At 63.3% G+C, this 24,042-nt stretch carries 18 protein-coding genes and 2 riboswitches; of the genes, 10 read left to right on the top strand and 8 right to left on the bottom strand.

Translation table 11 applies throughout. From position 1 onward, the window contains the following. Window positions 1-178: 178 nt before the first annotated feature. A complete protein-coding gene (gene metH, locus CKW29_RS09365; protein WP_095148312.1) occupies window positions 179-3,889 on the bottom strand; it encodes a methionine synthase in 3,711 nt (1,236 codons plus the stop codon). A 154-nt stretch (window positions 3,890-4,043) separates the two neighbouring features. On the opposite strand from metH, the gene CKW29_RS09370 reads away from it, so the two are divergent. After that, window positions 4,044-6,335, top strand: coding sequence for a fatty acid cis/trans isomerase (locus tag CKW29_RS09370; RefSeq protein ID WP_095148313.1), 2,292 nt, complete (start codon window positions 4,044-4,046; stop codon window positions 6,333-6,335). 134 nt (window positions 6,336-6,469) lie between these two features. Continuing rightward, complete coding sequence (nfuA, locus tag CKW29_RS09375) at window positions 6,470-7,054, top strand: Fe-S biogenesis protein NfuA (protein WP_007941757.1); 585 nt, start codon at window positions 6,470-6,472, stop codon at window positions 7,052-7,054. A 254-nt stretch (window positions 7,055-7,308) separates the two neighbouring features. On the opposite strand, the gene cobM is transcribed toward nfuA, so the two are convergent. The 4 genes from cobM to CKW29_RS09395 form a co-directional block, all read right to left on the bottom strand. Then, complete coding sequence (gene cobM, locus CKW29_RS09380; RefSeq protein WP_095148314.1) at window positions 7,309-8,055, bottom strand: precorrin-4 C(11)-methyltransferase; 747 nt, start codon at window positions 8,053-8,055, stop codon at window positions 7,309-7,311. An 80-nt stretch (window positions 8,056-8,135) separates the two neighbouring features. Beyond that, the gene (locus CKW29_RS09385; RefSeq protein WP_095148315.1) at window positions 8,136-8,549 is read right to left on the bottom strand and encodes a cobalamin biosynthesis protein; all 414 of its coding nucleotides are present in this window, start codon (window positions 8,547-8,549) and stop codon (window positions 8,136-8,138) included. Next, window positions 8,546-9,247, bottom strand: a complete 702-nt coding sequence (locus tag CKW29_RS09390) for a CbtA family protein (protein ID WP_095143301.1) — start codon at window positions 9,245-9,247, stop codon at window positions 8,546-8,548. The genes CKW29_RS09385 and CKW29_RS09390 overlap by 4 nt, the downstream gene beginning before the upstream one ends. Window positions 9,248-9,258: 11 nt before the next feature. Beyond that, entirely contained in the window at window positions 9,259-9,450 is a 192-nt protein-coding gene (locus tag CKW29_RS09395; protein WP_095148316.1) for a CbtB-domain containing protein, read from the bottom strand. Between the two features lie 98 nt (window positions 9,451-9,548). After that, window positions 9,549-9,770, bottom strand: a riboswitch (cobalamin riboswitch). A 135-nt stretch (window positions 9,771-9,905) separates the two neighbouring features. Continuing rightward, window positions 9,906-10,117, top strand: a riboswitch (cobalamin riboswitch). 99 nt (window positions 10,118-10,216) lie between these two features. On the opposite strand from CKW29_RS09395, the gene cobW reads away from it, so the two are divergent. The 4 genes from cobW (at window position 10,217) to CKW29_RS09415 (ending at window position 16,794) form a co-directional block, all read left to right on the top strand. Continuing rightward, window positions 10,217-11,284, top strand: a complete 1,068-nt coding sequence (gene cobW / locus CKW29_RS09400; RefSeq protein WP_095148397.1) for a cobalamin biosynthesis protein CobW — start codon at window positions 10,217-10,219, stop codon at window positions 11,282-11,284. 3 nt (window positions 11,285-11,287) lie between these two features. After that, window positions 11,288-15,061 carry a cobaltochelatase subunit CobN gene (cobN, locus tag CKW29_RS09405; RefSeq protein WP_095148317.1) on the top strand — a complete coding sequence of 1,258 codons (3,774 nt, stop codon included), beginning with the start codon at window positions 11,288-11,290 and terminating at the stop codon, window positions 15,059-15,061. Window positions 15,062-15,127: 66 nt separating this feature from the next. After that, on the top strand, window positions 15,128-16,135 hold the full coding sequence (locus tag CKW29_RS09410) for an ATP-binding protein (protein WP_095143304.1): 1,008 nt from the start codon (window positions 15,128-15,130) through the stop codon (window positions 16,133-16,135). Window positions 16,136-16,188: 53 nt separating this feature from the next. Continuing rightward, window positions 16,189-16,794 carry a VWA domain-containing protein gene (locus CKW29_RS09415; protein WP_095148318.1) on the top strand — a complete coding sequence of 202 codons (606 nt, stop codon included), beginning with the start codon at window positions 16,189-16,191 and terminating at the stop codon, window positions 16,792-16,794. Between the two features lie 41 nt (window positions 16,795-16,835). On the opposite strand, the gene CKW29_RS09420 is transcribed toward CKW29_RS09415, so the two are convergent. Then, complete coding sequence (locus tag CKW29_RS09420; protein ID WP_095143306.1) at window positions 16,836-17,093, bottom strand: DUF2790 domain-containing protein; 258 nt, start codon at window positions 17,091-17,093, stop codon at window positions 16,836-16,838. Between the two features lie 380 nt (window positions 17,094-17,473). Between CKW29_RS09420 and CKW29_RS09425 the strand changes: the two genes are divergently transcribed. The 4 genes from CKW29_RS09425 (at window position 17,474) to CKW29_RS09440 (ending at window position 20,932) form a co-directional block, all read left to right on the top strand. Beyond that, on the top strand, window positions 17,474-17,863 hold the full coding sequence (locus tag CKW29_RS09425) for a RidA family protein (RefSeq protein ID WP_095079575.1): 390 nt from the start codon (window positions 17,474-17,476) through the stop codon (window positions 17,861-17,863). 18 nt (window positions 17,864-17,881) lie between these two features. Further along, a complete protein-coding gene (locus CKW29_RS09430) occupies window positions 17,882-18,646 on the top strand; it encodes an IclR family transcriptional regulator (RefSeq protein ID WP_095143307.1) in 765 nt (254 codons plus the stop codon). 36 nt (window positions 18,647-18,682) lie between these two features. Then, window positions 18,683-19,900, top strand: coding sequence for an amino acid deaminase (locus tag CKW29_RS09435; protein WP_095143308.1), 1,218 nt, complete (start codon window positions 18,683-18,685; stop codon window positions 19,898-19,900). Window positions 19,901-19,996: 96 nt separating this feature from the next. Next, entirely contained in the window at window positions 19,997-20,932 is a 936-nt protein-coding gene (locus CKW29_RS09440; protein ID WP_095143309.1) for a sugar kinase, read from the top strand. Window positions 20,933-20,960: 28 nt separating this feature from the next. Here CKW29_RS09440 and CKW29_RS09445 read toward each other — a convergent pair whose 3' ends face one another. Together CKW29_RS09445 and CKW29_RS09450 are read right to left on the bottom strand one after the other, a co-directional pair. Then, window positions 20,961-21,236 (bottom strand): peptidylprolyl isomerase, encoded by a 276-nt coding sequence (locus CKW29_RS09445; RefSeq protein ID WP_007898282.1) that lies wholly within the window; start codon window positions 21,234-21,236, stop codon window positions 20,961-20,963. A 40-nt stretch (window positions 21,237-21,276) separates the two neighbouring features. Next, a complete protein-coding gene (locus CKW29_RS09450) occupies window positions 21,277-23,823 on the bottom strand; it encodes a PAS domain-containing sensor histidine kinase (protein WP_095143310.1) in 2,547 nt (848 codons plus the stop codon). Window positions 23,824-24,042: the final 219 nt, after the last annotated feature.

Genomic DNA, 24,042 nt, shown 5'->3' on the forward strand with positions numbered 1-24,042 from the left:
TGAGTCATGTTTGATTTCAGACTTCCCTATCAGCTCGCTGAGTGTTCAAGCCGTGCTGTGTGCGCCGATTCGACGGTTGTCTAATCGGTTAGAGACGGTGCTGTCGTTAAAAGTTCGACCGCGGCCTGGGAATATCCGTCATCCGGGCGCTGCAAGCAGTGCCCGGCTCATAGGGCTGTCAGTTGTCGTAACCCAGGTTCGGTGCCAGCCAGCGTTCACTCACGCTCAATTCCTGGCCTTTACGGGCGGTGTAGCTCTGCACCTGGTCCTTGTCGATCTTGCCCACGGCAAAGTACTGCGCCTGCGGGTGGGCGAAGTACCAGCCGCTGACGGCGGCAGCCGGGAACATCGCGTAATGCTCGGTGAGGAACACGCCGCTGCGGCCTGCCTTGAGTTCAGCAGCCTCGGGATCGAGCAACTTGAACAGCGTGCCTTTCTCGGTGTGATCCGGGCAGGCCGGGTAGCCGGGGGCAGGGCGGATGCCGCTGTACTGCTCCTTGATCAAGGCTTCGTTGTCCAGCGCTTCGTCCTTGGCGTAACCCCAGTAGTCTTTACGTACCTGCTGGTGCAGCCACTCGGCGCAGGCTTCGGCCAGGCGGTCGGCCAAGGCCTTGACCATGATCGAGTTGTAGTCGTCGCCAGCGTCCTGATAGGCCTTGGCCACTTCTTCGGCGCCGATGCCGGCGGTGGTGATGAAGCCGCCGACGTAGTCGGTGACGCCGCTGTCTTTCGGGGCGACGAAGTCGGCCAGGGAGAAGTTCGGCTTGCCGTCGGTCTTGATGATCTGCTGGCGCAGGTGATGCAGGCGCGCCAGCGGCTTGCCGTCGTCGCCGTAGACTTCCAGGTCGTCGTCATGCACCTGGTTGGCCGGCCAGAAGCCGAACACCGCACGGGCGCTGATCAGTTTCTCGTCGATCAGTTTGGCGAGCATCTCCTGGGCATCGGCGTACAGTGCGGTAGCGGCTTCACCCACCACTTCATCCTGCAGGATGCGCGGGAATTTGCCGGCCAGATCCCAGGAAATGAAGAACGGTGTCCAGTCGATGTACTCGGCCAGCACCTTCAGGTCGATGTTGTCCAGCACCTTGGCGCCGGTGAAGGTCGGTTTCACCGGCTCGTAGCTGCTCCAGTCGAATTGCGGCTTCTTGGCAATCGCGGCCGGGTAGCTCAGGCGCTCGGTACGGGCACTGCGGTTGGCGGTGCGCTCGCGGACTTCGACGTATTCCTCGCGGGTTTTCTCGACGAAACCGGCCTTCAGCTCCTTGGACAGCAACTGCGTGGCAACGCCCACGGCGCGGGAGGCGTCGGTGACGTAGACCACGGCGTCGTTGCTGTACTTGGGTTCGATCTTCACCGCCGTGTGCGCCTTGGAGGTGGTCGCGCCACCGATCATCAGCGGCAAGTGGAAGTCCTGGCGCTGCATTTCACGCGCCACGTGGACCATCTCATCCAGCGACGGGGTGATCAGGCCGGACAGGCCGATGATGTCGCACTTCTGCTCCTTGGCCACTTGCAGGATTTTTTCCGCCGGCACCATCACGCCCAGGTCGACGATGTCGTAGCCGTTACAACCCAGCACCACGCCGACGATGTTCTTGCCGATGTCATGCACGTCGCCTTTTACCGTGGCCATGAGGATCTTGCCCTTGGCTTCGGGCTTGTCGCCTTTTTCCAACTCGATGAACGGGATCAGGTGGGCCACGGCTTGCTTCATGACACGGGCGGACTTCACCACTTGGGGCAGGAACATCTTACCGGCGCCGAACAGGTCGCCGACGATGTTCATGCCGGACATCAGCGGGCCTTCGATCACTTCGATCGGCCGCGCGAACGACTGCCGGGATTCTTCGGTGTCTTCGACGATGTGGGTGGTGATGCCTTTGACCAGGGCGTGTTCCAGGCGCTTGTTGACGTCCCAGTTGCGCCACTCTTCGGTCTCGGCTTCCTTGACGCTGCCATCGCCCTTGTACTGGTCGGCAATGGCGAGGAGGGCGTCAGTGCCTGTCGGGGTGCGGTTGAGCACCACGTCTTCCACGGCGTCACGCAGTTGCACCGGGATCTGGTCGTAGATCTCCAGCTGGCCGGCGTTGACGATACCCATGGTCAGGCCGGCGCGGATCGCGTGCAGCAGGAACACCGAGTGGATCGCTTCCCGCACCGGGTTGTTGCCCCGGAACGAGAACGACACGTTGGACACGCCGCCCGAGGTCAGGGCATACGGCAGTTCGTCGCGGATGTAGGCACAGGCGTTGATGAAGTCCACGGCATAGTTGTTGTGTTCTTCGATGCCGGTGGCCACGGCGAAGATGTTCGGGTCGAAGATGATGTCTTCCGGCGGGAAGTCCACGTCGTTGACCAGAATGTCGTAGGAGCGTTTGCAGATTTCTTTCTTGCGCGCTTCGGTGTCGGCCTGGCCGGCTTCGTCGAAGGCCATCACCACCACGGCGGCGCCGTAGCGCTTGCACAACCTGGCGTGATGAATGAACTGCTCGACGCCTTCCTTCATGCTGATGGAGTTGACGATGCCCTTGCCCTGGATGCACTTCAGGCCGGCTTCGATCACTTCCCACTTGGAGGAGTCGATCATGATCGGTACGCGGGAGATGTCCGGTTCGCCGGCAATCAGATTGAGGAAGGTCACCATGGCCTTCTTCGAATCGAGCATGCCCTCGTCCATGTTGATGTCGATCACCTGGGCGCCGGCTTCAACCTGCTGCAGGGCGACTTCCAGGGCCTCGGTGTAGTTGTCTTCACGGATCAGCCGGGCGAACTTGGCGGAGCCGGTGATGTTGGTCCGCTCGCCGACGTTGACGAACAACGAGTTGCGATCGATGGTGAACGGCTCCAGGCCCGACAGGCGGCAGGCCTTGGGGATGTCCGGAATCTGCCGTGGCGCGTAGCCGGCGACGGCCTTGGCGATGGCTTCGATGTGCCCCGGGGTGGTGCCGCAGCAACCACCGACGATATTGAGGAAGCCGCTTTGGGCGAACTCTTCGATGACCTTGGCGGTTTCGGCCGGCAGTTCATCGTACTCGCCGAATTCGTTTGGCAGGCCGGCATTAGGGTGCGCCGACACATAGGTGCTGGCCTTGTTCGACAGCTCTTCCAGGTACGGGCGCAACTCACGGGCACCGAGGGCGCAGTTCAGGCCGACGGAAATCGGCTTGGCGTGGGCGATGGAGTTCCAGAAGGCTTCGGTGGTCTGGCCGGACAGGGTACGGCCGGACGCATCGGTGATGGTCCCGGAGATCATGATCGGCAGTTCGAAACCGACGTCCTCGAAAACGCCCTGGACGGCAAAGATCGCGGCCTTGGCGTTCAGGGTGTCGAAAATGGTTTCGATCAGGATCAGGTCGGCGCCGCCTTCGATCAGGCCCTTGGTGGCCTCGGTGTAGTTTTCCACCAGTTCGTCGAAGGTCACGTTGCGGTAGCCGGGGTTGTTCACGTCCGGCGACAGCGAGCAGGTACGGCTGGTCGGGCCCAGGACACCGGCCACGAAGCGCGGTTTATCCGGGGTTTCCAGGGTCTTGGCGTCGGCGACCTTGCGTGCCAGGCGTGCGCCTTCTACGTTCAACTCATACGCCAGGCCCTGCATGCCGTAGTCGGCCTGGGATACCTGGGTGGCGTTGAAGGTGTTGGTTTCCAGAATGTCGGCGCCGGCATCCAGGTATTGCTTCTCGATCGCTCCGATCACATCCGGGCGACTCAGTACCAGCAAGTCATTGTTGCCCTTGACGTCGCTTGGCCAGTCGGCAAAGCGCTTGCCACGGTAGTCCTGCTCCTCGAGCTTGAAGCTCTGGATCATGGTGCCCATGCCGCCATCGAGAATCAGGATGCGCTCTTTGAGGGCTTGCTTGAGGGCGTGAAGGCGAGCACTGCGATCGGACATAGGACTACCTGGTAAGGCCATTACGAAGGGGCGGAATCATAGCAAACCTGTGCGCTTTTAGAGCATGGCCAGGATTTGCATGAATATCGCTCATGTTGGTGCCGGGGCTAGATCGGTAGAATCGCGACGTTTTTTCATGATCGGGACCAGGGACATGTCGTATCGCGTATTCATCAGCCTTGTTGTGCTGTTTATCAGCACGGGCGCCACAGCACAGGGAGCGGCACCGGCGATCTCCTATACCCGCGACATTCAGCCGATCTTCACGGAAAAATGCGTGGCGTGCCATGCCTGCTACGACGCCGCCTGTCAGCTCAACCTGGGCAGCGGCGAAGGCGCGGCACGGGGGGCGAGCAAGACGCCGGTCTACGCCGGTGATCGCAGCAAGGCGGCGGCCCCGACCCGCCTGTACTATGACGCGTTTGGCAAGGCCGCCTGGCAGCGCAAGGACTTCTACTCGGTGCTCGACGCCCAGGGCAGCCAGGCCGGGCTGATGGCGCGCATGCTGGAGCTGGGCCACCAGACCCCCTTGCAACCCAACGCCAAGTTGCCGGAAGACATCGTTCTGGGCCTGAACCGGGCCAACATGTGCTCGCAATCGGGCGAATTCGACGGCTATGCCAAAGAGCACCCGAAAGAGGGCATGCCCCTGGCCGTGACCGGCTTGACCAGCCAGCAGTACCAGACCCTGCAGCGCTGGCTGGCCTCGGGTGCGCCCATCGATGAACAAGGGCTGGCGCCCAGCGCCCGGGAAGCCTTGCAGATCGTGCAATGGGAAAATCTGCTCAACGCCCCGGGCGCACGCGAAAGCCTGGTGGCGCGCTGGCTGTTCGAGCACCTGTTCCTCGCGCACCTGTATTTCAAGGAGGGCGAGCAGGGGCACTACTTCCAGTGGGTACGTTCGCGTACGCCGACCGGCCAGCCCATCGACCTGATCAACAGCCGCCGCCCCAACGACGATCCGGGTACCCAGGTGTATTACCGCCTGTGGCCGGTGCAAGGGGTGATCGTGCACAAGACCCACATCACCTACCCACTGAGCCCGGCGAAAATGGCCCGGATCAAGAGCCTGTTCTATAGCGGCAACTGGCAGGTCGACGCCTTGCCCGGTTACGGGCCGGAGCGCCGTGCCAATCCGTTCCAGACGTTCCAGGCGATCCCGGCGCAAGCGCGTTATCAGTTTATGCTCGATAATGCCGAGTACTTCGTGCGCACCTTTATTCGCGGGCCGGTGTGCCGCGGACAGATCGCAACCGATGTGATCCGCGATCAGTTCTGGGCCTTGTTCCAGGCCCCCGAGCATGATTTGTACATCGTCGATCCGAACTATCAGGCGCAAGCCACGCCATTGCTGGCCATGCCCGGTCAGAACGACGACGTGGGCAGCGTGCTGAGCCTGTGGCACGCCTACCGCGACAAGCGCAACGAGTACGAAGCCCTGCGCCGCGACAACTACGCCGATTCACCTTCGCCCAGCTGGTCGAGTTTGTGGGCGGGCAATGACAACGCCTTGCTGAGCATCTTCCGCCATTTCGACAGCGCCTCGGTGACCAAGGGCCTGATCGGCGACGTGCCGCAAACGATGTGGCTGTTCGATTTCCCCCTGCTGGAACGCACCTATTACCAGTTGGCGGTGAATTTCGATGTGTTCGGCAATGTCTCCCATCAGGCGCAGACCCGACTGTATTTCGACCTGATCCGCAACGGCGCCGAGCAGAACTTCCTGCGCCTGATGCCGGCTGATTCGCGCGACGGTTACCTGGACGATTGGTACCAGAACAGTGGCAAGGTCAAGATGTGGCTGGATTACGAAAGCATCGACGACGACACGCCGACGGCCTTGAAGCTCGATGACAAGGACCCCAAGCGCGACTTTGCCAATCAATTGCTGGCCCGCTATGGCGACCTGAACGCTCGACCCGACCCGATCAACCGCTGCAACGGTGCCTACTGCTCAAGGCCCAACATCGACCCGGCCCTGCAGCGTGCCGAGCAGGCGTTGAGCCGCCTGACATCGCGCCCGGCAGCTGGCCTCAAGGTCATCGACCTGCTACCGGAGGCGACCATGCTGCGCATTGAAACCGCCAGCGGCAAACGCGAGGTCTACAGCCTGCTGCGCAACCGCGCCCACAGCAACGTCGCATTCATGGTCGGCGAAGCGCTGCGCTATCAGCCGGGCATGGACACGCTGACCCTCTATCCCGGGGTACTTAGCAGCTACCCCAACTTCATGTTCAACATTCCGGCTGCGCAAGTACCGGAGTTCGTCGAAGACATGGAATACGCCAAGGATACCCAGCGCTTCGAGAGAATCGTCGGGCGCTGGGGGATTCGTCGCAGTCACCCGCTGTTCTGGGTGTATTTCCACGACTTGAGTCGCTACATCCACGAAACCGACCCGGTGGAAGAGGGCGTGCTGGACATGAACCGCTTCGAAAACCTCTGACCGACCTTTGATCAATGGAACCCAGAAGCGCTTGCTTTCGCAGGGAGGCAACGCTTCTTTCCTGACAGAAATACTAGGACTTTGTCCGGCACGATGATTGGCGTAAACTGCGCCCAAGCCTGCGAGGAATTTCCATGACCGCCATTACCATTACCGACGCCGCCCACGATTATCTGGCTGATCTGCTCTCCAAGCAGAACACCCCGGGGATCGGCATTCGGGTCTTTATCACCCAGCCTGGCACCCAATACGCCGAAACCTGCATTGCGTACTGCAAGCCGGGCGAAGAAAAACCTGAAGACACCGCGCTGGGGCTCAAGAGCTTCACCGCGTACATCGATCACTTCAGCGAAGCCTTCCTGGACGACGCCGTGGTCGACTACGCCACGGACCGCATGGGCGGCCAACTGACTATCAAGGCGCCAAACGCCAAAGTACCGATGGTCAACGCCGACAGCCCGGTCAACGAGCGCATCAACTACTACCTGCAAACCGAAATCAACCCGGGGCTGGCCAGCCACGGCGGTCAGGTCAGCCTGATCGATGTAGTGGAAGACGGCATCGCCGTGCTGAAGTTCGGTGGCGGCTGCCAGGGCTGCGGCCAGGCCGACGTGACCTTGAAGGAAGGCATCGAGCGCACGCTGCTCGAGCGTATCCCCGAGCTCAAGGGTGTGCGCGACGTGACCGACCACACGCAGAAAGAAAACGCCTACTACTAAGGTGTTCGCTGCGAGATTGAAAAACGGCGCCCCGTGAGCGCAATACCAGTCAGTTAAGTGAATACCGACCTTTGTAAGGAGCGAGCGGGCTCGCGATGGACGTTAACGATAACGCGTGGTTTCTGATTGAACGCGTTGCTCTTGAGTTCATCGCGAGCCCGCTCGCTCCTACACATTCGACCTCATCTCCTTAACTGATCGGCATTAGCCCGTGAGCGCCGTTTTTTATGGGTGATCGTTGACCTGTGGCGCACCTAGGGGCGATACAGGTGAGCATGCCCGGCGCGATACAACGACGACTCACTGAACGCGTCGCTGCCCAGTACCCGACCCACCAGAATCAGCGCCGTACGCCGAAACCCCTTGGCGTTCACCTTGCCGGCGATATCCGTCAGCGTCCCTGTCACCCAATCCTGATCCGGCCAACTGGCCCGATGAACCACCGCGATCGGACAGTCCGCACCGTAGTGGGGAAGCAGTTCGGCGACGATTTTTTCCAGGTGGTTGACCCCCAGGTGTATCGCCATGGTCGCGCCATGCCGGGCCAGGCTGCTGAACTCTTCGCCCGCCGGCATGGCCGTCTTGTCGGCGTAGCGCGTCAGGATCACGCTCTGCGAGATGTCCGGCAGTGTCAGCTCGGCCCCCAGCAGCGCGGCGCAGGCCGCGGTGGCGGTGACGCCGGGGATGATCTCGAACGGAATCTGCAGCTCGCGCAGGCAGCGAATCTGCTCACCGATCGCCCCATACAGGCTCGGGTCGCCGGAATGCACGCGGGCCACATCCTGGTCTTGGGCGTGGGCGGACTTGATCAGCTCGATGATCTGTTCCAGATGCAACTCGGCACTGTTGACCACCAAGTGCGCCTGATGGCCTTGCAGTACGGCTTCGGGCACCAGTGAGCCGGCATAGATGATCACCGGGCAACTGCGGATCAGCCGCTGGCCCTTGACGGTGATCAGTTCCGGGTCGCCGGGACCTGCGCCAATGAAGTAGACGGTCATGGCCGGCTCCTGAGAAAAAGAGGTCAAGGCAGGCTTCAGATGAAGTTTGCTCATGATCGAAGGGGTGATTATCGGGGATTTTACGCAGCGCAGGCCAATGCAAAGGTCGCCTGGGCGTATTTCTGTCGGCAGATCAGCAGTCTGGCTGGGGCCTGGGCCAGTTGTTCGGCCAGGGCCAGCGCGGCACTTTCGGCCACGCCATAACAACCGGTGCGCTCAAAGGCGATTTCCGAGTGGTGGCTCAGTTGCGGGTGGTAGCCGGCCAACTGTTCGCTGCTGAAGTATGTCATCGGCAATCCCAGCTGCGCGGCCAACTCGATCAGGCCCGGCTCATCTCGCTTCAGGTCGATGCTGGCCAGGGCCTTGATCGCCTGCAACTGGATGTGATGAGCCTCCAGTGCCTGGTCGAGCAATGCGCGCAGCGTACTCGCCGGGCAGCCACGCTGGCAGCCCAGGCCAACCACCAGGGTCGGCGCTGCGCGGTTTTCACTCATGCGTCGTATTGACCTTCGCTTTTGCGGCGGAACAACCAGGCACTGATCAGGCCAAGGGCCAGCCAGAAGGCCATGTTGGTCAACTGCGAAGCGATTTTGAATTGGGTCTCCAATGCTTCAGGCGCCAGCATCGAGTGTACTTCAGGTTGTGGGGCTCCAATGACATGGGGCACAGCCAGAATCGCGGCACCGAGAACTTTCAGCAGCCAGTTTTTGCCAAACGCGATCAGGGCGATGCCTGCGGCCGTCGAGGCAGCGGTGCCAATCCACCAGATTTGCCGTTGCGCCAGATCGGCAGCGGCGGTGCCCGGCAACTCGGGTGGTAGGCCGAGTGTCGGGGCGAGGACGAACGTCGCATAGCCGGCCAGGCCCCAGAGCAGGCCTTGGGCGGTGCGGCGGGGCGCGCGCAAGGTGTAGAGGCCGGCCAGCATCAGGGCGAAACCAACGGCTACTACCAGATTACCGCCGGTGGTCGACAGCACGCGCTGCCAGCCGTCTTCCGGGGCCCAGGCCTCGGCATCGTGAGTGTGAGCGGCCACGGCGCCTTCGGCGTGCTCATGCACTTCGGTTGCCGGAGCACTTTCGAAGGTTTCGGCCTGAAGAATCAGTGGCGCGACCCAGAAGCTTTGCAGCAGGGTGAGTAGCAGGGCGGCCAGCAGCCCGGTGAAGCCTGCGGTTTGCGCGATTCGCTTGATCATGTCGGCAGGTCTCAATGGCACGGGAAGGCGGCGCTGTGACGGGTATCGTGGGCCGCGTTGTGCACCGCTTCGATGTGCGAGAAACCGGCGAAATACACCAGGCACGCGCCCAGGATCGAGGCGCTGACAGCGGCAACGAGGCGTTGGCTCAGGGTGGTTGTGGTGCTGGCGGTGGCGTGGCGAGTGCTGCTGATGATCGACATGGCGCTTCCCTCTGGTCAGTCAGGGGTGAATCGAGCGCATGCAAACCCCCGCGGGCCGGGCACGCAGAGGCTACAACAGCGCCCGCCCACCGCGGGTTTGTTTTCTATGTGTTGCGGGCCGGTCTCCGGGCTCACGAGGGGGGGCAATCGCCACACCAGCAAGCATCACCTTCCCATGCCGCATGGGCACAGTGGATCTGATGCTTCGCTCGCTTACCGTTGCGGGGGCAGCACCGGACTGACATGGCTTGGAGTAAAGCACATGATTCACCGGTTTCCCGTTTCACCCTGTGAAGGGCACCCGTAACAAGGCGTGTAGGAGAGCATGGGCGAGGGATTCGCGTCAATTGGCAAGCGTTCTCAAGCGCGGCCGAACCCTGTGGCGAGGGAGCTTGCTCCCTCGCCACAGGGGATCGCAATCAACCTGTGAACATTGACCCGCCCCCACACCATGCGTAGCCTTGCGCTTTCGAGGTTCTTCGGCGCATGCGTCGAAGCTAAGAAGGGAACGCGGTCAATGCCGCGGCTGCCCCCGCAACTGTGAACGGTGCTGTTTCTGCCAGGCCACTGCACGCTTGATCCCAAGCGGCGGGAAGGCGCAGAAGCCGCCAGTCGAAAGACCGGCCCACCGTCAGCCAGGAGACCTGCCTCGACACAGATTCTCACTACAACCGGGCGGGGTGATCCGGTGGCGAACTCTTCCCGCGCGCGTCTGCGTTGCCGGTTCTCGTCCCGTATGCCCGCCACCAAAGCCAAAGGGCATCCGATGAAAACACTGGCCAAACTCCCCGTCACCATCGTTACCGGTTTCCTCGGCTCGGGCAAAACCACCTTGCTGCGGCACATGCTCGATAACGCCCAGGGTCGGCGCATCGCGGTGATCGTCAACGAGTTTGGCGAGCTGGGCATCGACGGTGAAATCCTCAAGCAGTGCTCCATCGGTTGCACCGAGGAAGAGGCCAGCGGTCGCGTGTATGAACTGGCCAATGGCTGCCTGTGCTGCACCGTCCAGGAAGAGTTCTTCCCGGTGATGCGCGAGTTGGTGGCCCGTCGCGGCGACCTCGACCACATTCTCATCGAAACTTCGGGCCTGGCCCTGCCAAAGCCGCTGGTCCAGGCCTTCCAGTGGCCGGAAATCCGCAGCGCCTGCACGGTGGACGCCGTGATCACCGTGGTCGACAGCCCGGCCGTGGCCGCCGGCACCTTCGCCGCCTTCCCGGATCAGGTCGACGCCCAGCGCAAACTGGACCCGAATCTGGACCACGAATCGCCGCTGCACGAGCTGTTCGCCGACCAACTGGCCAGCGCCGACCTGGTGATCCTCAACAAGGCCGACCTGATCAACCCCGCCGACCTGGCCCGCGTGCGCCTGGAAGTCGCCGAAGAGCTGCCGCCAGCGGTGAAAATCATCGAGGCCAGCAGCGGTCGCCTGCCGCTGGACGTGCTGATCGGCCTGGGTGCCGGCTCCGAAGAGCACATCGACAGCCGCCACAGCCATCACGATCACCATCACGACGGTGATGACCACGACGACCACGACCACGATGCCTTCGACTCAATCTCCATCGAACTGCCGCAAGCCGACGAAAGCCTGCTGCTGGATGCCTTGACCCAACTGGTGGTCCAGCACGGCATCCTGCGGGTCAAGGGTTTCGCGGCGATCCCGAACAAGCCGATGCGGCTGCTGATCCAGGGCGTGGGCACCCGTTTCGACAAGCACTTCGACCGTCAGTGGGGTGCCGAGGAAGCGCGCACCACGCGCCTGGTGCTGATCGGTCAGGCGCTGGACGCGGCCTTGCTCGAAGCGCAACTGCGCGCCGCGCTCAGCGTTTAACCCATGCACCTGCTCAGGACCCAGCCTGGCGGTTTCGTCGCCGATGACAACATTGCCGACCTGGGCCAGACCCCGGCCGAGCTGGTGATCCTGTGCAGCGGTGATTCCAGCCTGGCACTGCTGGCCGAAGCGGCGCAGCAGCTGCCCGAGGACTACCCGAGCCTGCGCCTGGCCAACCCGATGCAGGTGCAGAATCATGCCTCGGTCGACCTGTATGTCGACCAGGTGTTGCGCCACGCCAAGGTGATTCTGCTCTCGTTGCACGGCGGCATCGCCTATTGGCGCTATGGCATTCAACGGTTGGTGGAACTGTCGCAGCGGGGCGTGCAGCTGATTCTGGTGCCGGGCGACGACCGTCCCGATCCGGAACTCAGCGACCTGAGTACGGTGCCAGTCGCCGACCGCGAGCGGCTTTGGCACTTCCTGCGCCAGGGCGGCAAAGACAACGCCCTGGACCTCTATCGTTGCCTGGCCAGTCGCTGGCTGGGCCGTGATTACCCGTGGGCCGAACCGCAGGTTCTGCCGCGCACCGCGCTTTACCATCCGCACAAGAGCAACGCCACCCTGGGCGATTGGCAAGCCGACTGGCAGGCCGGTCAGCCGGTGGCGGCGGTGCTGTTCTACCGTTCACATTTGCAGGCTGCCAATACTGCCTTCATCGATGTGTTCTGCCAGCGCTTGCAGGTGGCGGGGCTCAACCCGCTGCCGATCGCGCTGGCCAGCCTGAAAGAGCCCGGCTGCCTGGCAGTGGTCGAAGACTGGCTGGACGAGGTGCAGGCCGCGGTGATTCTCAACACCACCGGGTTCGCCCAATCCAGCCCTGAAGCGCCGCACCTGCGGCCGTTCCGTCGCAACATCCCGGTGATCCAGGCCATCTGCGCCCAGGACAACGAGCCGGGCTGGCGGGACAGCGAGCAAGGCCTGGGCCCCCGGGACCTGGCCATGCACATCGCCTTGCCGGAACTCGACGGGCGGATCATCAGCCGCCCCATCAGTTTCAAGGACCTGGCCTGGCGCAGCGAGCGCAGCCAGTCGGACGTGGTCTGCTACCGCGCGCAGCCCGAGCGCATGGATTTCGTCGCCGAGCTGGCGCGGCGCTGGGTCGAGCTGGGACGGGTGGCCAATGGGCACAAACGCATTGCACTGATCCTCGCCAACTACCCGACCCGCGATGGACGGATCGGCAACGGGGTAGGGCTGGACACCCCGGCGGCAGCACTGAACATCTTGCGGGCGCTGCACGCCGAAGGCTACCCGCTGCCTGCCGACTTACCGCACAGCGGCACTGAGTTGATCCAGCAGTTGCTTGGCGGCGTCAGCAATGACCTGGAAACGATCGACCTGCGCCCCTGCCAGCAAAGCCTGGCGCTGGACGACTACCACGCGATGTTCAACGCCTTGCCCGAGGCCAATCGCAACGCCGTGCTGGAACGCTGGGGCCCGCCGCAAAGCGATCCGATGTTCCGCGGTGGGCGCATGATGGTGGCCGGCCTGCGCTTTGGCCTGACCTTTGTCGGCATTCAACCGGCGCGCGGTTATCAGGTTGACCCGAGCGCGGTCTATCACGACCCGGACCTGGTCCCCCCCCATGGCTACCTGGCGTTCTATTTCTGGTTGCGCAAGGCCTACGGCGCCCACGCCCTGATCCATGTGGGCAAGCACGGCAACCTGGAATGGCTGCCGGGCAAGGGGGTGGGGTTGTCCGAGAGCTGCTGGCCGGATGCATTGCTGGGGCCGCTGCCGAATATCTACCCGTTCATCGTCAACGACCCGGGCGAAGGAGCCCAGGCCAAGCGCCGTACCCAGGCGGTGATCATCGATCACCTGATGCCGCCCCTGACCCGTGCCGAAACCTATGGCCCGCTGCGCAATCTGGAGCTATTGGCCGACGAGTATTACGAAGCCCAGCTGCTCGACCCGCGTCGCGCGCGGGAGCTGCAACGGGACATCCTCAAGCTGGTGCGTGACACCCATATCGACCGCGAACTGCAACTGGACGAGCGACTCGACAGCGAGGCGGATGCCGCGATCTGGTTACCGCGCCTGGACACCTATTTGTGCGACCTGAAAGAGTCGCAGATTCGCGATGGCCTGCATGTGTTCGGCGAGTCGCCGGGCGGGCGTCTGCGGATCGACACCTTGTTGGCCTTGCTGCGCATTCCGCGCGGCGACGGGCGGGGGGCGCAGTCGAGTCTGTTGCGCGCCCTGGCCAAGGCCTTCGCCCTGGGTCTTGACCCACTCGATTGCGAGTTGTCCGATCCGTGGACCGGTCCACGGCCGGCTGCCTTGCTGAGCCTGAGCGACGAGGTGTGGCGCACCGCGGGCGATACGCGCGAACGCCTCGAGTGGTTCGCTGCGCAGTTGATCGAACAGGCCCTGGGGGCTGACGTGCTGTCGTTGGATCAACCCGGATGGACGGAGGTCGCTGCAATCATCGACAGCCTGCGCCAGGTGGTCGCGCCGCGTCTGGATGCCTGCGGCCCGGCGGAAATGCGCGGTTTGCTGGATGCCCTGGCGGGGCGGTTTGTCCCGGCGGGCCCCAGCGGTGCCCCGAGTCGCGGGCGCCTGGATGTGCTACCCACCGGTCGCAACTTTTACTCGGTGGACGTGCGCAACCTGCCGACCACCACCGCCTGGCGTATCGGTTTTCAGTCCGCCAGCCTGATTCTCGAGCGGCACCTGCAGGACCACGGCGATCATTTGCGCCAGTTGGGGCTGTCAGTCTGGGGCACGGCGACCATGCGTACCGGGGGCGATGATATCGCCCAGGCGATGGCGCTGATGGGGGTACGCCCGGTGTGGGCCACGGGCAGCCAGCGGGTCGACGATTTCGAAATACTGCCCCTGAGCCTGCTGGACCGGCCACGGGTGGACGTGACCTTGCGGGTGTCCGGGTTCTTCCGTGATGCCTTCGCCAACCTGATCCGGCTGTTCGACGCCGCCGTGCAAGCGGTGGCCGCGCTGGATGAGCCTGACGACATGAATCCGCTGGCAGCCAAGGTCCGCGCCGAGCGTGAAGCCTTGATGGCATCGGGGCTGGCGGAAGCGGATGCTGCGCGGCAGGCCGGTTGGCGCATCTTCGGCGCCAAGCCCGGGGCTTATGGCGCGGGCGTGCAGGGCGCCATCGACGGGCGTTTGTGGCAAAGCCGCGATGATCTGGCCGAGGTCTACCTGAACTGGGGTGGCTACGCCTATGGCGGCGCCGATGAAGGCACGGCTGCCCGCCAGCAGTTTGCCCAGCGTTTGAGCCAGGTCCAGGCGGTGTTGCAGAACCAGGACAACCGCGAGCACGATCTGCTCGATTCCAACGACTACTACCAGTTCCAGGGCGGCATGCTCGCCGCCGTGGAAAGCTTGAGCGGTGCAGCGGCGGCGAGTTATCACGGCGATCACAGCCAGCCGGATCTGCCGAAGATCCGCACGCTGAAGGAAGAGCTGAACCGGGTCATCCGTTCCCGTGCCGCCAACCCGAAATGGATCGAAGGGGTCAAGCGCCACGGCTACAAAGGTGCGTTTGAACTGGCGGCCACGGTGGACAATCTGTTCGCCTTCGACGCCACCACACAGCTGATCGACGACCATCAGTATGCCTTGCTGGCCGACGCCTATTTGCTCGATCCCTCGACCCGCGAGTTCGTCCGCCAGCATAATCCCCACGCCCTGCGCGACATGACCGAGCGCCTGCTGGAAGCCCAGCAGCGCGGGATGTGGCAGGAACCGGGCGAGTACCGCGAAGCGCTGGAGAATCTGCTGCTGGATATCGAGGAAGACGGCTAGCGGCAGCGCCCACGCCCACGCCCGCGCACACCTGTGGCATTACCGACCATGAAGAGAAAACCCGACATGACCGACATCCCCCATTTCCCGCTGTCCGCCGTGGTCGGCGCCGATGCCCTGAAACTGGCGCTGTGCCTGACCGCCATCGACCCGAAGATCGGCGGTGTACTGATCGAAGGGCCGCGAGGCATGGCCAAGTCCACCCTGGCGCGTGGCTTGGCGGATCTGCTGGCCAGTGGGCAGTTCGTCACCTTGCCGTTGGGCGCGACCGAGGAACGCCTGGTCGGCACCCTGGACCTGGACGCGGCGCTGGGCGAGGGCCGGGCACAGTTTTCCCCTGGCGTATTGGCCAAGGCCGACGGCGGCGTGTTGTACGTCGACGAAGTGAATCTGCTGCCCGACCATCTGGTGGACTTGTTGCTCGACGTGGCGGCCAGCGGCACCAACCTGATCGAGCGTGACAGCATTTCCCATCGGCATTCGGCGCGCTTCGTGCTGATCGGCACCATGAACCCGGAAGAAGGCGAGCTGCGTCCGCAATTGCTTGATCGATTCGGCCTGAACGTTGCCCTCAGCGGTCACACCGCGCCCCTTGAACGCGGACAGATCATTCGTCGTCGACTGGATTTTGACAGTGATCCCCAGGGCTTTTGCGCTCAGTGGGAAAGCCCGCAGCAGGCACTGCGTGAACGCTGCCAGCAGGCGCGCATGGCGCTGGCAACGATCCCGCTCGACGACCACGCGCTGGCGCAGATCACCGAGCGTTGTTTCGCCGCCGGGGTCGATGGCTTGCGCGCGGACCTGGTGTGGCTGCGCGCGGCGCGGGCCCATGCTGCGTGGCGGGGGGCGGCGACCATCAGCGAGGTCGACATCGACGCGGTCGCCGAGTTTGCCCTGCGTCATCGGCGTCGCGATACGCCGCCGTCTGCCCCGAGTCAGCATCACTCGCCAGACACCGCCACCGCGCCATTGCCCAATCCTGGTGAAGGTCAGGGGCAGTGGGGTGAAATGCCCGCCCAGGCATTGCCCACCGGTGCTCGTCGTGAAGTGCCGAGCTGGCCAAAAAAGCCTTAGGCATTCGCCCTCGATCTGACGCGGGGGCGAATGCCAGACCCCGGGCAGGGCGATTGAAAAACGGCCGGCAGGGGCAGCGTCGGGCAGCATGCAGTGGTGCGGTGAACTGGCCGGGGACGCTGCTTAACGGTCGGCCGCGTCACTACCAGGATCTGCTGTTTCATCTGCGCAGCCGTGCCCCCCATGAGGTGTGGCTGGTGATCGTCGATGCTTCGGCCTCCACTCGCCGCCATCAGGCGCTGAGCGATGCCAAAGGCCTGTTGGCGCAGTTGTTCGACGACGCTTACCGGCAGCGCGCGCGGTTGGCCTTGTTGACGGCCAGTGGTAGCGCACCCAAGTGGCAGGTACAAGGCCTGAAGGCCTCAGGCAGTTTGCGCGACTGGCTCCAGACGCTGGGTGCCGGCGGCGGCACGCCGTTGCTGGCTGCGCTGGAACAGGCCGCGCAGTGGTTGGCGCAACGTCAGAAACGCTTCGGGGCCGAGCAGCAGCGGCTATTGCTGTTGACCGACGGACGCCTCAGGCACTGGCCGGCGCTGCCCGTGTTCGACTGCCCGAGCCTGTTGGTCGACATCGAACGCGGCCCCATTCGGCTCGGGCGCGCCAAGGCCCTGGCCTGCGACCTGGATGCCGAGTATCGACACATCGATCAGCCTGACTAGGCACCTGGTGAGTCGGTGATGACCTGGGGCGGGGCGCAGGTTCAACTCTGGTCGATGCAGCCATCGCCAAAGGCCTGATAGCGCAATGTGCGCAACACACCTTGGTGATCCAGATAGGTCAATTCTCGCGGGCCGATGCCGCAGTAGTTGTAGTCGGACGTCGAGATGACTTCGGCGATATCCAGGCGGGTCGAGAAACTGTAGTCCTCCATGATCGGCGGGGTGCCGCTGGCGACGGTGTTGGCGGCAGCCGCGGTGCTCAGGGAGACCAGGGCCAGGGCAAGCAAGGCAGTTTTCATGATGGGGTGCTCGTGGTGGCGACTGAATGATTTCAGTGACCGTACGACGAACCCCGGGGTGGTTTATTCCTCGTGTACGCTCAGAAAACCTCCGCGCATTGATGAACGGCCCAGCGCTCTTTTAGTCGATCAACCGCCCAGCGCCGATTTCGTTCTCGCTCGTGATAAACAGTCGCAACTTTCGCACGTGCCGTTGATGTACCGACAGAACGATTGCGCTGGGATTTTCCCGTTGGGCTGTGGCACACTTCCGTCGTCTGTTCCGCTATTGCATACAGTATTCCGCTATAGCGGAATATGTCGTCAGGTGGCGACGGTGCCACGCTTGGCGAAACCACTGCGCAACGCCCGATTTGATTCTTTTCGAGCAGGAGATACCCATGAGCATTACTCGTTACGGCACCGGCAGCACCGCCGGTGGTGGTCAGCCCCGTCCTTTCGCCCGTGCCGTTGAAGCCGATGGCTGGCTGCATGTGTCCGGCCAGGTGCCGGCGGTGAATGGCGAAATCATTGTCGGTGGCATCGTCGAGCAGACCCACCAGACTATCCGCAACCTGATCGCCATCCTCGAAGAAGCCGGTTACGGTCTTGAAGACGTGGTGCGCACGGGCGTGTGGCTGGAAGACCCGCGGGACTTCTGGAGTTTCAACAAGGTGTTCTCCGAGTACTTCAGCCCCGAGCACGCCCCGGCCCGCGCCTGCGTGCAAGCGAGCATGATGGTCGACTGCAAGGTCGAGATCGACTGCGTTGCCTATAAGAAAAAGGCCTGAAGGCGGGAACTCACTGACATGACCGAAGACACCATCAAGCGTCGGGCTCGCGGCCTGGACCGGGCATTCGACATCCTCGATTTCCTCAAGGAAATCGGCCAGCCACTGCGCCCCAACGATATCGCCAGTGGTATCGGCAGCCCGAAATCCACGGTCTACGAGCTGGTTGCCGCATTGCTGGAGCGACGGATTCTCGAGCCGGTGGGCAAGGAGGGTCATGTCTACCTGGGCCGTCAGTTGTACTTCCTCGGGCAGGCGCACTTGCGCCATTTCGACCTCACCCGCGAGGCCGACCAGGCCTTGCAGGAGATCGTCCGCCAGACCCGGGAGACCGCGCAGATGTGCCTGCTCAACGGGCGTAAATACACCGTGGCATTGATGAAAGAGGGTGAGCGGCACTTTCGTATCTCTTCGGACATCGGCGAGAACGCACCGATCCCGTGGACGGCGTCCGGGCGCCTGTTGCTGGCGCACTTGAGCGACCAGCAAATCATCGACCTGATCGACGAGGACGACTTCATCCTGCCCGATGGCGAACGCCTGCCGCTGGAGCGTTTTCTCGCCGAGATCCGTCAGGCCGGCGCCGAAGGTTTCTTCTCTTTCGACAGCGTCGCCGACACCTTTACCCATTGCTTCGCCGCCCCGGTCAAAGACCCGGGCGGGGTGGCCATTGCAACCCTGTGCATCGTCGCCCCACGGGTCGACGCCAAGAACAATTACCACGACTATCGCCGGGTGCTGATCGACAGCGCGAACAACCTGGCCCGTCGCATCAACGAATAGTGGCGCCGCGCGCGGCTGCCTGTGAGGAGTGATTACATGCCTGGTACCTTGAATATTGCTGTCGTGGAAAAGGGTGCGGCCCAGCCCGGAGCTCATCTGGTGCGTGACGTCAGCCTACCGGCGCTGGTGCTGCACCGCGATGCGCTGGAGCACAACATTCGCTGGATGCAGGCGTTCGTCAGCAACAGCGGTGCGCAACTGGCGCCCCATGGCAAGACCAGCATGACCCCGGCGCTGTTCCGCCGTCAGCTGGACGCGGGCGCCTGGGGGATTACCCTGGCCACGGCCGTGCAGACCCAGGCTGCCTATGCCCATGGCGTACGTCGGGTGTTGATGGCCAACCAGTTGGTGGGCGCGCCGAACATGGCGTTGATCGCCGGATTGCTGGCCGACCCCGCGTTCGAGTTCCATTGCATGGTCGATCACCCGGACAACGTGGCTGACCTCGGGGCCTTCTTCGCCGCAAGCGGCCGGCGCTTGAACGTGATGATCGAGTACGGCGTGGTCGGTGGCCGTTGCGGTTGCCGCAGCGAAGCCGAGGTGCTGGCGCTGGCCGAGGCCATCAAGGCTCAACCGGGCCTGGCACTGACCGGTATCGAAGGGTACGAAGGGGTGATCCACGGTGATCATGCGGTCAGTGGCATCCGTGAGTTCGCCGCTTCCTTGGTGCGCCTGGCGGTACAGTTGCAGGACAGTGGCGCGTTCGCCATTGACACGCCGATCATCACCGCGTCGGGTTCGGCCTGGTACGACCTGATCGCCGAGTCCTTCGAGGCGCAGAATGCCGGTGGACGCTTCCTCAGCGTACTGCGCCCCGGCAGTTATGTGGCCCACGACCATGGCATATATAAAGAGGCGCAGTGCTGCGTGCTGGACCGTCGCAGTGACTTGCACGAAGGCCTGCGTCCGGCGCTGGAAGTCTGGGCCCATGTGCAATCGTTACCGGAGCCGGGCTTTGCGGTGATTGCCCTGGGCAAGCGCGATGTGGCCTATGACGCTGGCCTGCCGGTGCCATTGCTGCGGTATCGGGCGGGCGTGGTGCCGGCGGTGGGCGATGATGTCGGTGCCTGCAAGGTCACGGCGGTGATGGACCAGCACGCGTTCATGAACGTCGCGCCGGGTGTCGAGTTGCGGGTGGGCGACATCATTTCCTTCGGTACGTCACACCCGTGCCTGACCTTCGACAAGTGGCGCACCGGGTTGCTGGTGGATGAGCAGTTGAATGTCATCGAAAGCATGGAAACCTGCTTCTAAGGCGCCGGATCGAGGTGCGGCTTTCGCGGGCGGCGCGCTGCTTGCCCGCGATGAGGCCCTGACAGATACCCGCTCATCACCGGAGAACTCATCCCCATGAACACCCTGAACCCATTGGGTCCGAAGGGCCCGTACATCGCCCTGATCGGCGAATGCATGATCGAATTGCAGCAGCGTGCCGACGGCAGACTGCAACAAAGCTTTGGCGGCGACACCTTGAACACGGCGGTGTACCTGTCGCGCGCGTTGGGTGATCGAGCCACGGTGGACTACGTCACCGCGCTGGGCGATGACAGTTTCAGCGATGCCATGTGCCAGGCCTGGTCGGAAGAAGGCATCGGCCTTGGCATGGTCCAGCGGCTACCGGGGCGCTTGCCCGGTTTGTACTGTATCCAGACCGATGCAGCGGGCGAGCGGCGCTTTCTCTACTGGCGCAACGAAGCCGCCGTGCGCGACTGCTTTACCACGCCGGCGGCGGTGCCGATTCTGGCGGCATTGCCGGAGTACGACGTGTTGTATTTCAGTGGCATCACCCTGGCGGTGTTGGGCGAGGAGGGGCGCAAAAGGCTCATCGAAACCCTGGCCGAGGCGCGTCGGCGGGGAGCACGCATTGTCTTCGACAACAACTACCGGCCCCGTTTGTGGAGCGCCGTGGAGCAGGCCCGGACGGCGTACCGTCAGGTACTGCCCTACGTGGATCTGGCGCTGTTGACGCTGGACGACGAGCAGGCGCTGTTTCATTTCTCCGGCAGTGAAGCGGTGTTTGCCGCCTACCAGCAGATCGGTACGCCGGAAGTGGTACTCAAGCGCGGCGCCGAGCCGTGTCTGATTGATTGTGCCGGTGAGCGGTTCGAAGTGCCGGCACAGCGTGTCGAGCGGGTGGTGGATACCACCGCTGCCGGGGATTCGTTCAGCGCCGCGTACCTGGCCTGTCGGCTTGGTGGTGGCACTGCGGCGCAGGCGGCAGAGGCCGGACACCAGCTGGCGAGCCGGGTGATTCAGGCGCCGGGGGCGCTGATCCCCAGGGACTGAACAGGGTCAATGCGGGGAGGTGGAACGGTCAGTCGCGGTAAAACACCTGCACCAGGTGGTAGCCGAACTTGCTCTTGATCGGCCCGTGCACCACCCGCAGCGGCTTCTTGAAAATCACCGCGTCGATCACCCCGACCATTTGCCCGGGCCGCACTTCACCCAGGTCGCCGCCGCGCTTGCCGGACGGGCAGGTGGAGTACTTCTTGGCCAGCACATCAAAGGCCTCGCCCTTGGCGATGCGTTGTTTGAGCTGTTCGGCCTCTTCCGAGGTTTTCACCAGAATATGGCGGGCTTGAGCTTTCATGGGGCAAGTACCTTGGAACGGTGGTGTCGGCGGGGCGCGATTATGCCTGATATCCGTGTGGATGGCGGAGCATGTGGCGAATCTTGCCCGCCAACTGTTCGATGGAAAAGGGTTTGGCCAGCAGGTCCATGCCCTCATCGAGAAAGCCCTGGCGTTCGCCGGCTTTTTCCGCGTAGCCGGTCATGAACAGCACTTTGAGGCCGGGACGATACTGGCGAGCGATTTCCGCCAACTGTCGACCGTTCATGCCAGGCAGTCCGACATCGGTCACCAGCAAGTCGATGCGCAGGTTCGACTCCAGCAGCGGCAGGGCGGTCTTGCCGTCCTGGGCTTCGTGGGTGGTGTAGCCCAGTTCATTCAGCACATTGAGCACCAGCATGCGCACGGCCGGGTCGTCTTCGACCAGCACCACTGATTCCCCCGCCGCGGCGAAAGTGCCGCTCAGGTTCTGGGCCTCGGCTGCGGCCTGTTGGGGCGCGTTGTGCAGGCGGGGCAAATACAGGCGCACGGTGGTGCCCTGGCCCTGCTCGCTGCTGAGGGTCACGTGGCCGCCCGATTGCTGGGCAAACCCATAAATCATCGACAGCCCCAGCCCGGTGCCCTGGCCAATGGGCTTGGTGGTGAAGAAAGGGTCGAAGGCCTTGGCCAGCACCCGTGAGGACATGCCCGACCCATTGTCCCGCACCCCCAGCATCACATAGTCGCCGGCCTTGACCGGCTCGAGGGTGCTGATATCGCTGCCGTCCAGGTAACTGTTGGCGGTTTCGATCAGCAATTTTCCGCCCCCCGGCATGGCGTCACGGGCGTTGATCACCAGGTTGAGCAGGGCGTTTTCCAGTTGCCCGACATCGGTGTTGACGGGCCAGACCTCGGGGGCCAGGTCGAATGTCAGTTCGATGTGCTCGCCCTTGGTCCGGTGGATCAACTCTTCGAGCGAATGCACCAGAGTGTTGGGGTTCAGTGGCTGGCGGTCCAGCGATTGCCGGCGGGAGAACGCCAGCAGCCGGTGGGTCAGGGCCGCCGCGCGATTGGCCGATGAGACGGCGGCATCGGCAAACCGTCCGATCTCGTCGATGCGGCCGTCGGCGATGTAGCGCTGCATCAGGTCGAGACTGCCGATGATCCCGGTGAGCATGTTGTTGAAGTCGTGGGCGATGCCGCCCGTGAGCTGGCCGACGGCTTCCATTTTCTGGGCATGACGCAATGCGTCTTCGGCTCGCTCGCGCTCGAACATTTCGCTTTGCAGGCGCTGGTTGAGTTCGGCCAGGGCCTTGGTGCGCTTGTCGACCCGTTCCTCGAGGGTTTCATTGAGGTTGCGCAGGGCCTCCTCGGTCTGTCTGCGCTCGGTTTCGTCGATCACGAAAATGTAGAAACCGTTGACCGCGCCGTCGGGACCGAAGCGCGGCAGGTATTTCATCAGCGAGTAACGGGGGCGGCCGTCGCGGTGCGGTGAGTAGGCCTCGAAACTGCAGGCTTTGCCGGCCAGCGCGGCGTCGATGTGCTCGACCCGGGTGGCATAGATATCGTCGCCGAGGATCTCGAGGATGGTCTTGCCGTACAGCTCCTGCGGGGTCATGCCGTACCAGTCCAGGTACGCACTGTTGTTCAGGCGAAAGCGCTGTTCGTGGTCGACGTAGCCGATCAGTACCGGCATGGCATTGATGATCAGTTGCAGCTCGGTCTGGCTTTGGCGCAGCGCCTGTTCGGTGCGCTTGCGCTCGGTCAGGTCCAGTGCGGCACCGAGAAAGCGCAGCGGGCGGCCATGGTGATCCTTGTAGCAACGCCCCCGGGCAAACACCCAGCGCACCTCGCCATCGGCCTGCAACAGCCGGTATTCCTCGGCGTACTCGGTGCCGTGGGTGATGCAGTGCTTGATGCTGCGGGTGATCATGGCCCGGTCTTCGGGGTGCACGCCGTGCAGGTATTCGGTAATGGGCAACTGGCCGGCCTGGGTCGGATCGACACCATGCAGTTGGGCAAAGTGGGCGTCGGCAATGAAACGGTCGTCGCCAATGTCCCAGTCCCAGGTACCCACCGCATCGGTGGCGGCCAGGGCCAGTTGCAGGCGCTGCTCGGTGTCCTGCTGGGCCTTGAGGCTGGCTTCCGAGCGCTGCTTGAGCTCCAGGGCGATGCGTCGCCGCTCGTTGGTTTCGATGGCGGTGACGAGGATCCCGGCGACCTGCCCGCGCTCGTCGCGAATCGGGCTGTAGGTCAGGTCCAGCCAGAAGTCTGCTTCATGGTCATCGCGTTGCAGGCTGAAGCGCTGCTCGCTGTAGGCGCGTACCTGGCCCTGCAGCACGGCACTGTAGATGGGCGTGGTGAAATCCTCGAGCTCGGGCCACGTCAGGTGCGTGGGTTGTCCGAATGCCTGCGGATGCTTGTTGCCGGCCAACAGGGCGAATCCGTCGTTGTAGATCTGTGACAGCTCAGGTCCCCAGAGCAACAGCATGGGCATGGGCGAGTGAATCACGATATCCACCGCGGTGCGCAGGCTCTGCGGCCAATGGCTGGCAGCCCCTAGCGGGCTTTGTGACCAGTCGAGTCGGGCAATCAGGGCCTGGGCGTCGCCGGTAGGGGGTCGGTTCATCAAGGGCTCCTGCGTCGAGTCGGTTATTGCGTGGTGAAGAAGTAGACGCCGGAACGGCTGAAAAGTCCCATGGGTGAGAGGATTTCGTTACAGGCACCGCAGAAGCGCCTGAGTCAGGGCTGGCAAACACAGGCCCCGGGCGAGCTTGCTTGCTCGCCCGGGGCTGCATAGCAGCCCCAAAACCAGTCACCGGGTTTATCTGAAAGACTGCAGTCGTCA

Source organism: Pseudomonas sp. Irchel s3a18, assembly GCF_900187535.1.
Lineage (GTDB): Bacteria > Pseudomonadota > Gammaproteobacteria > Pseudomonadales > Pseudomonadaceae > Aquipseudomonas.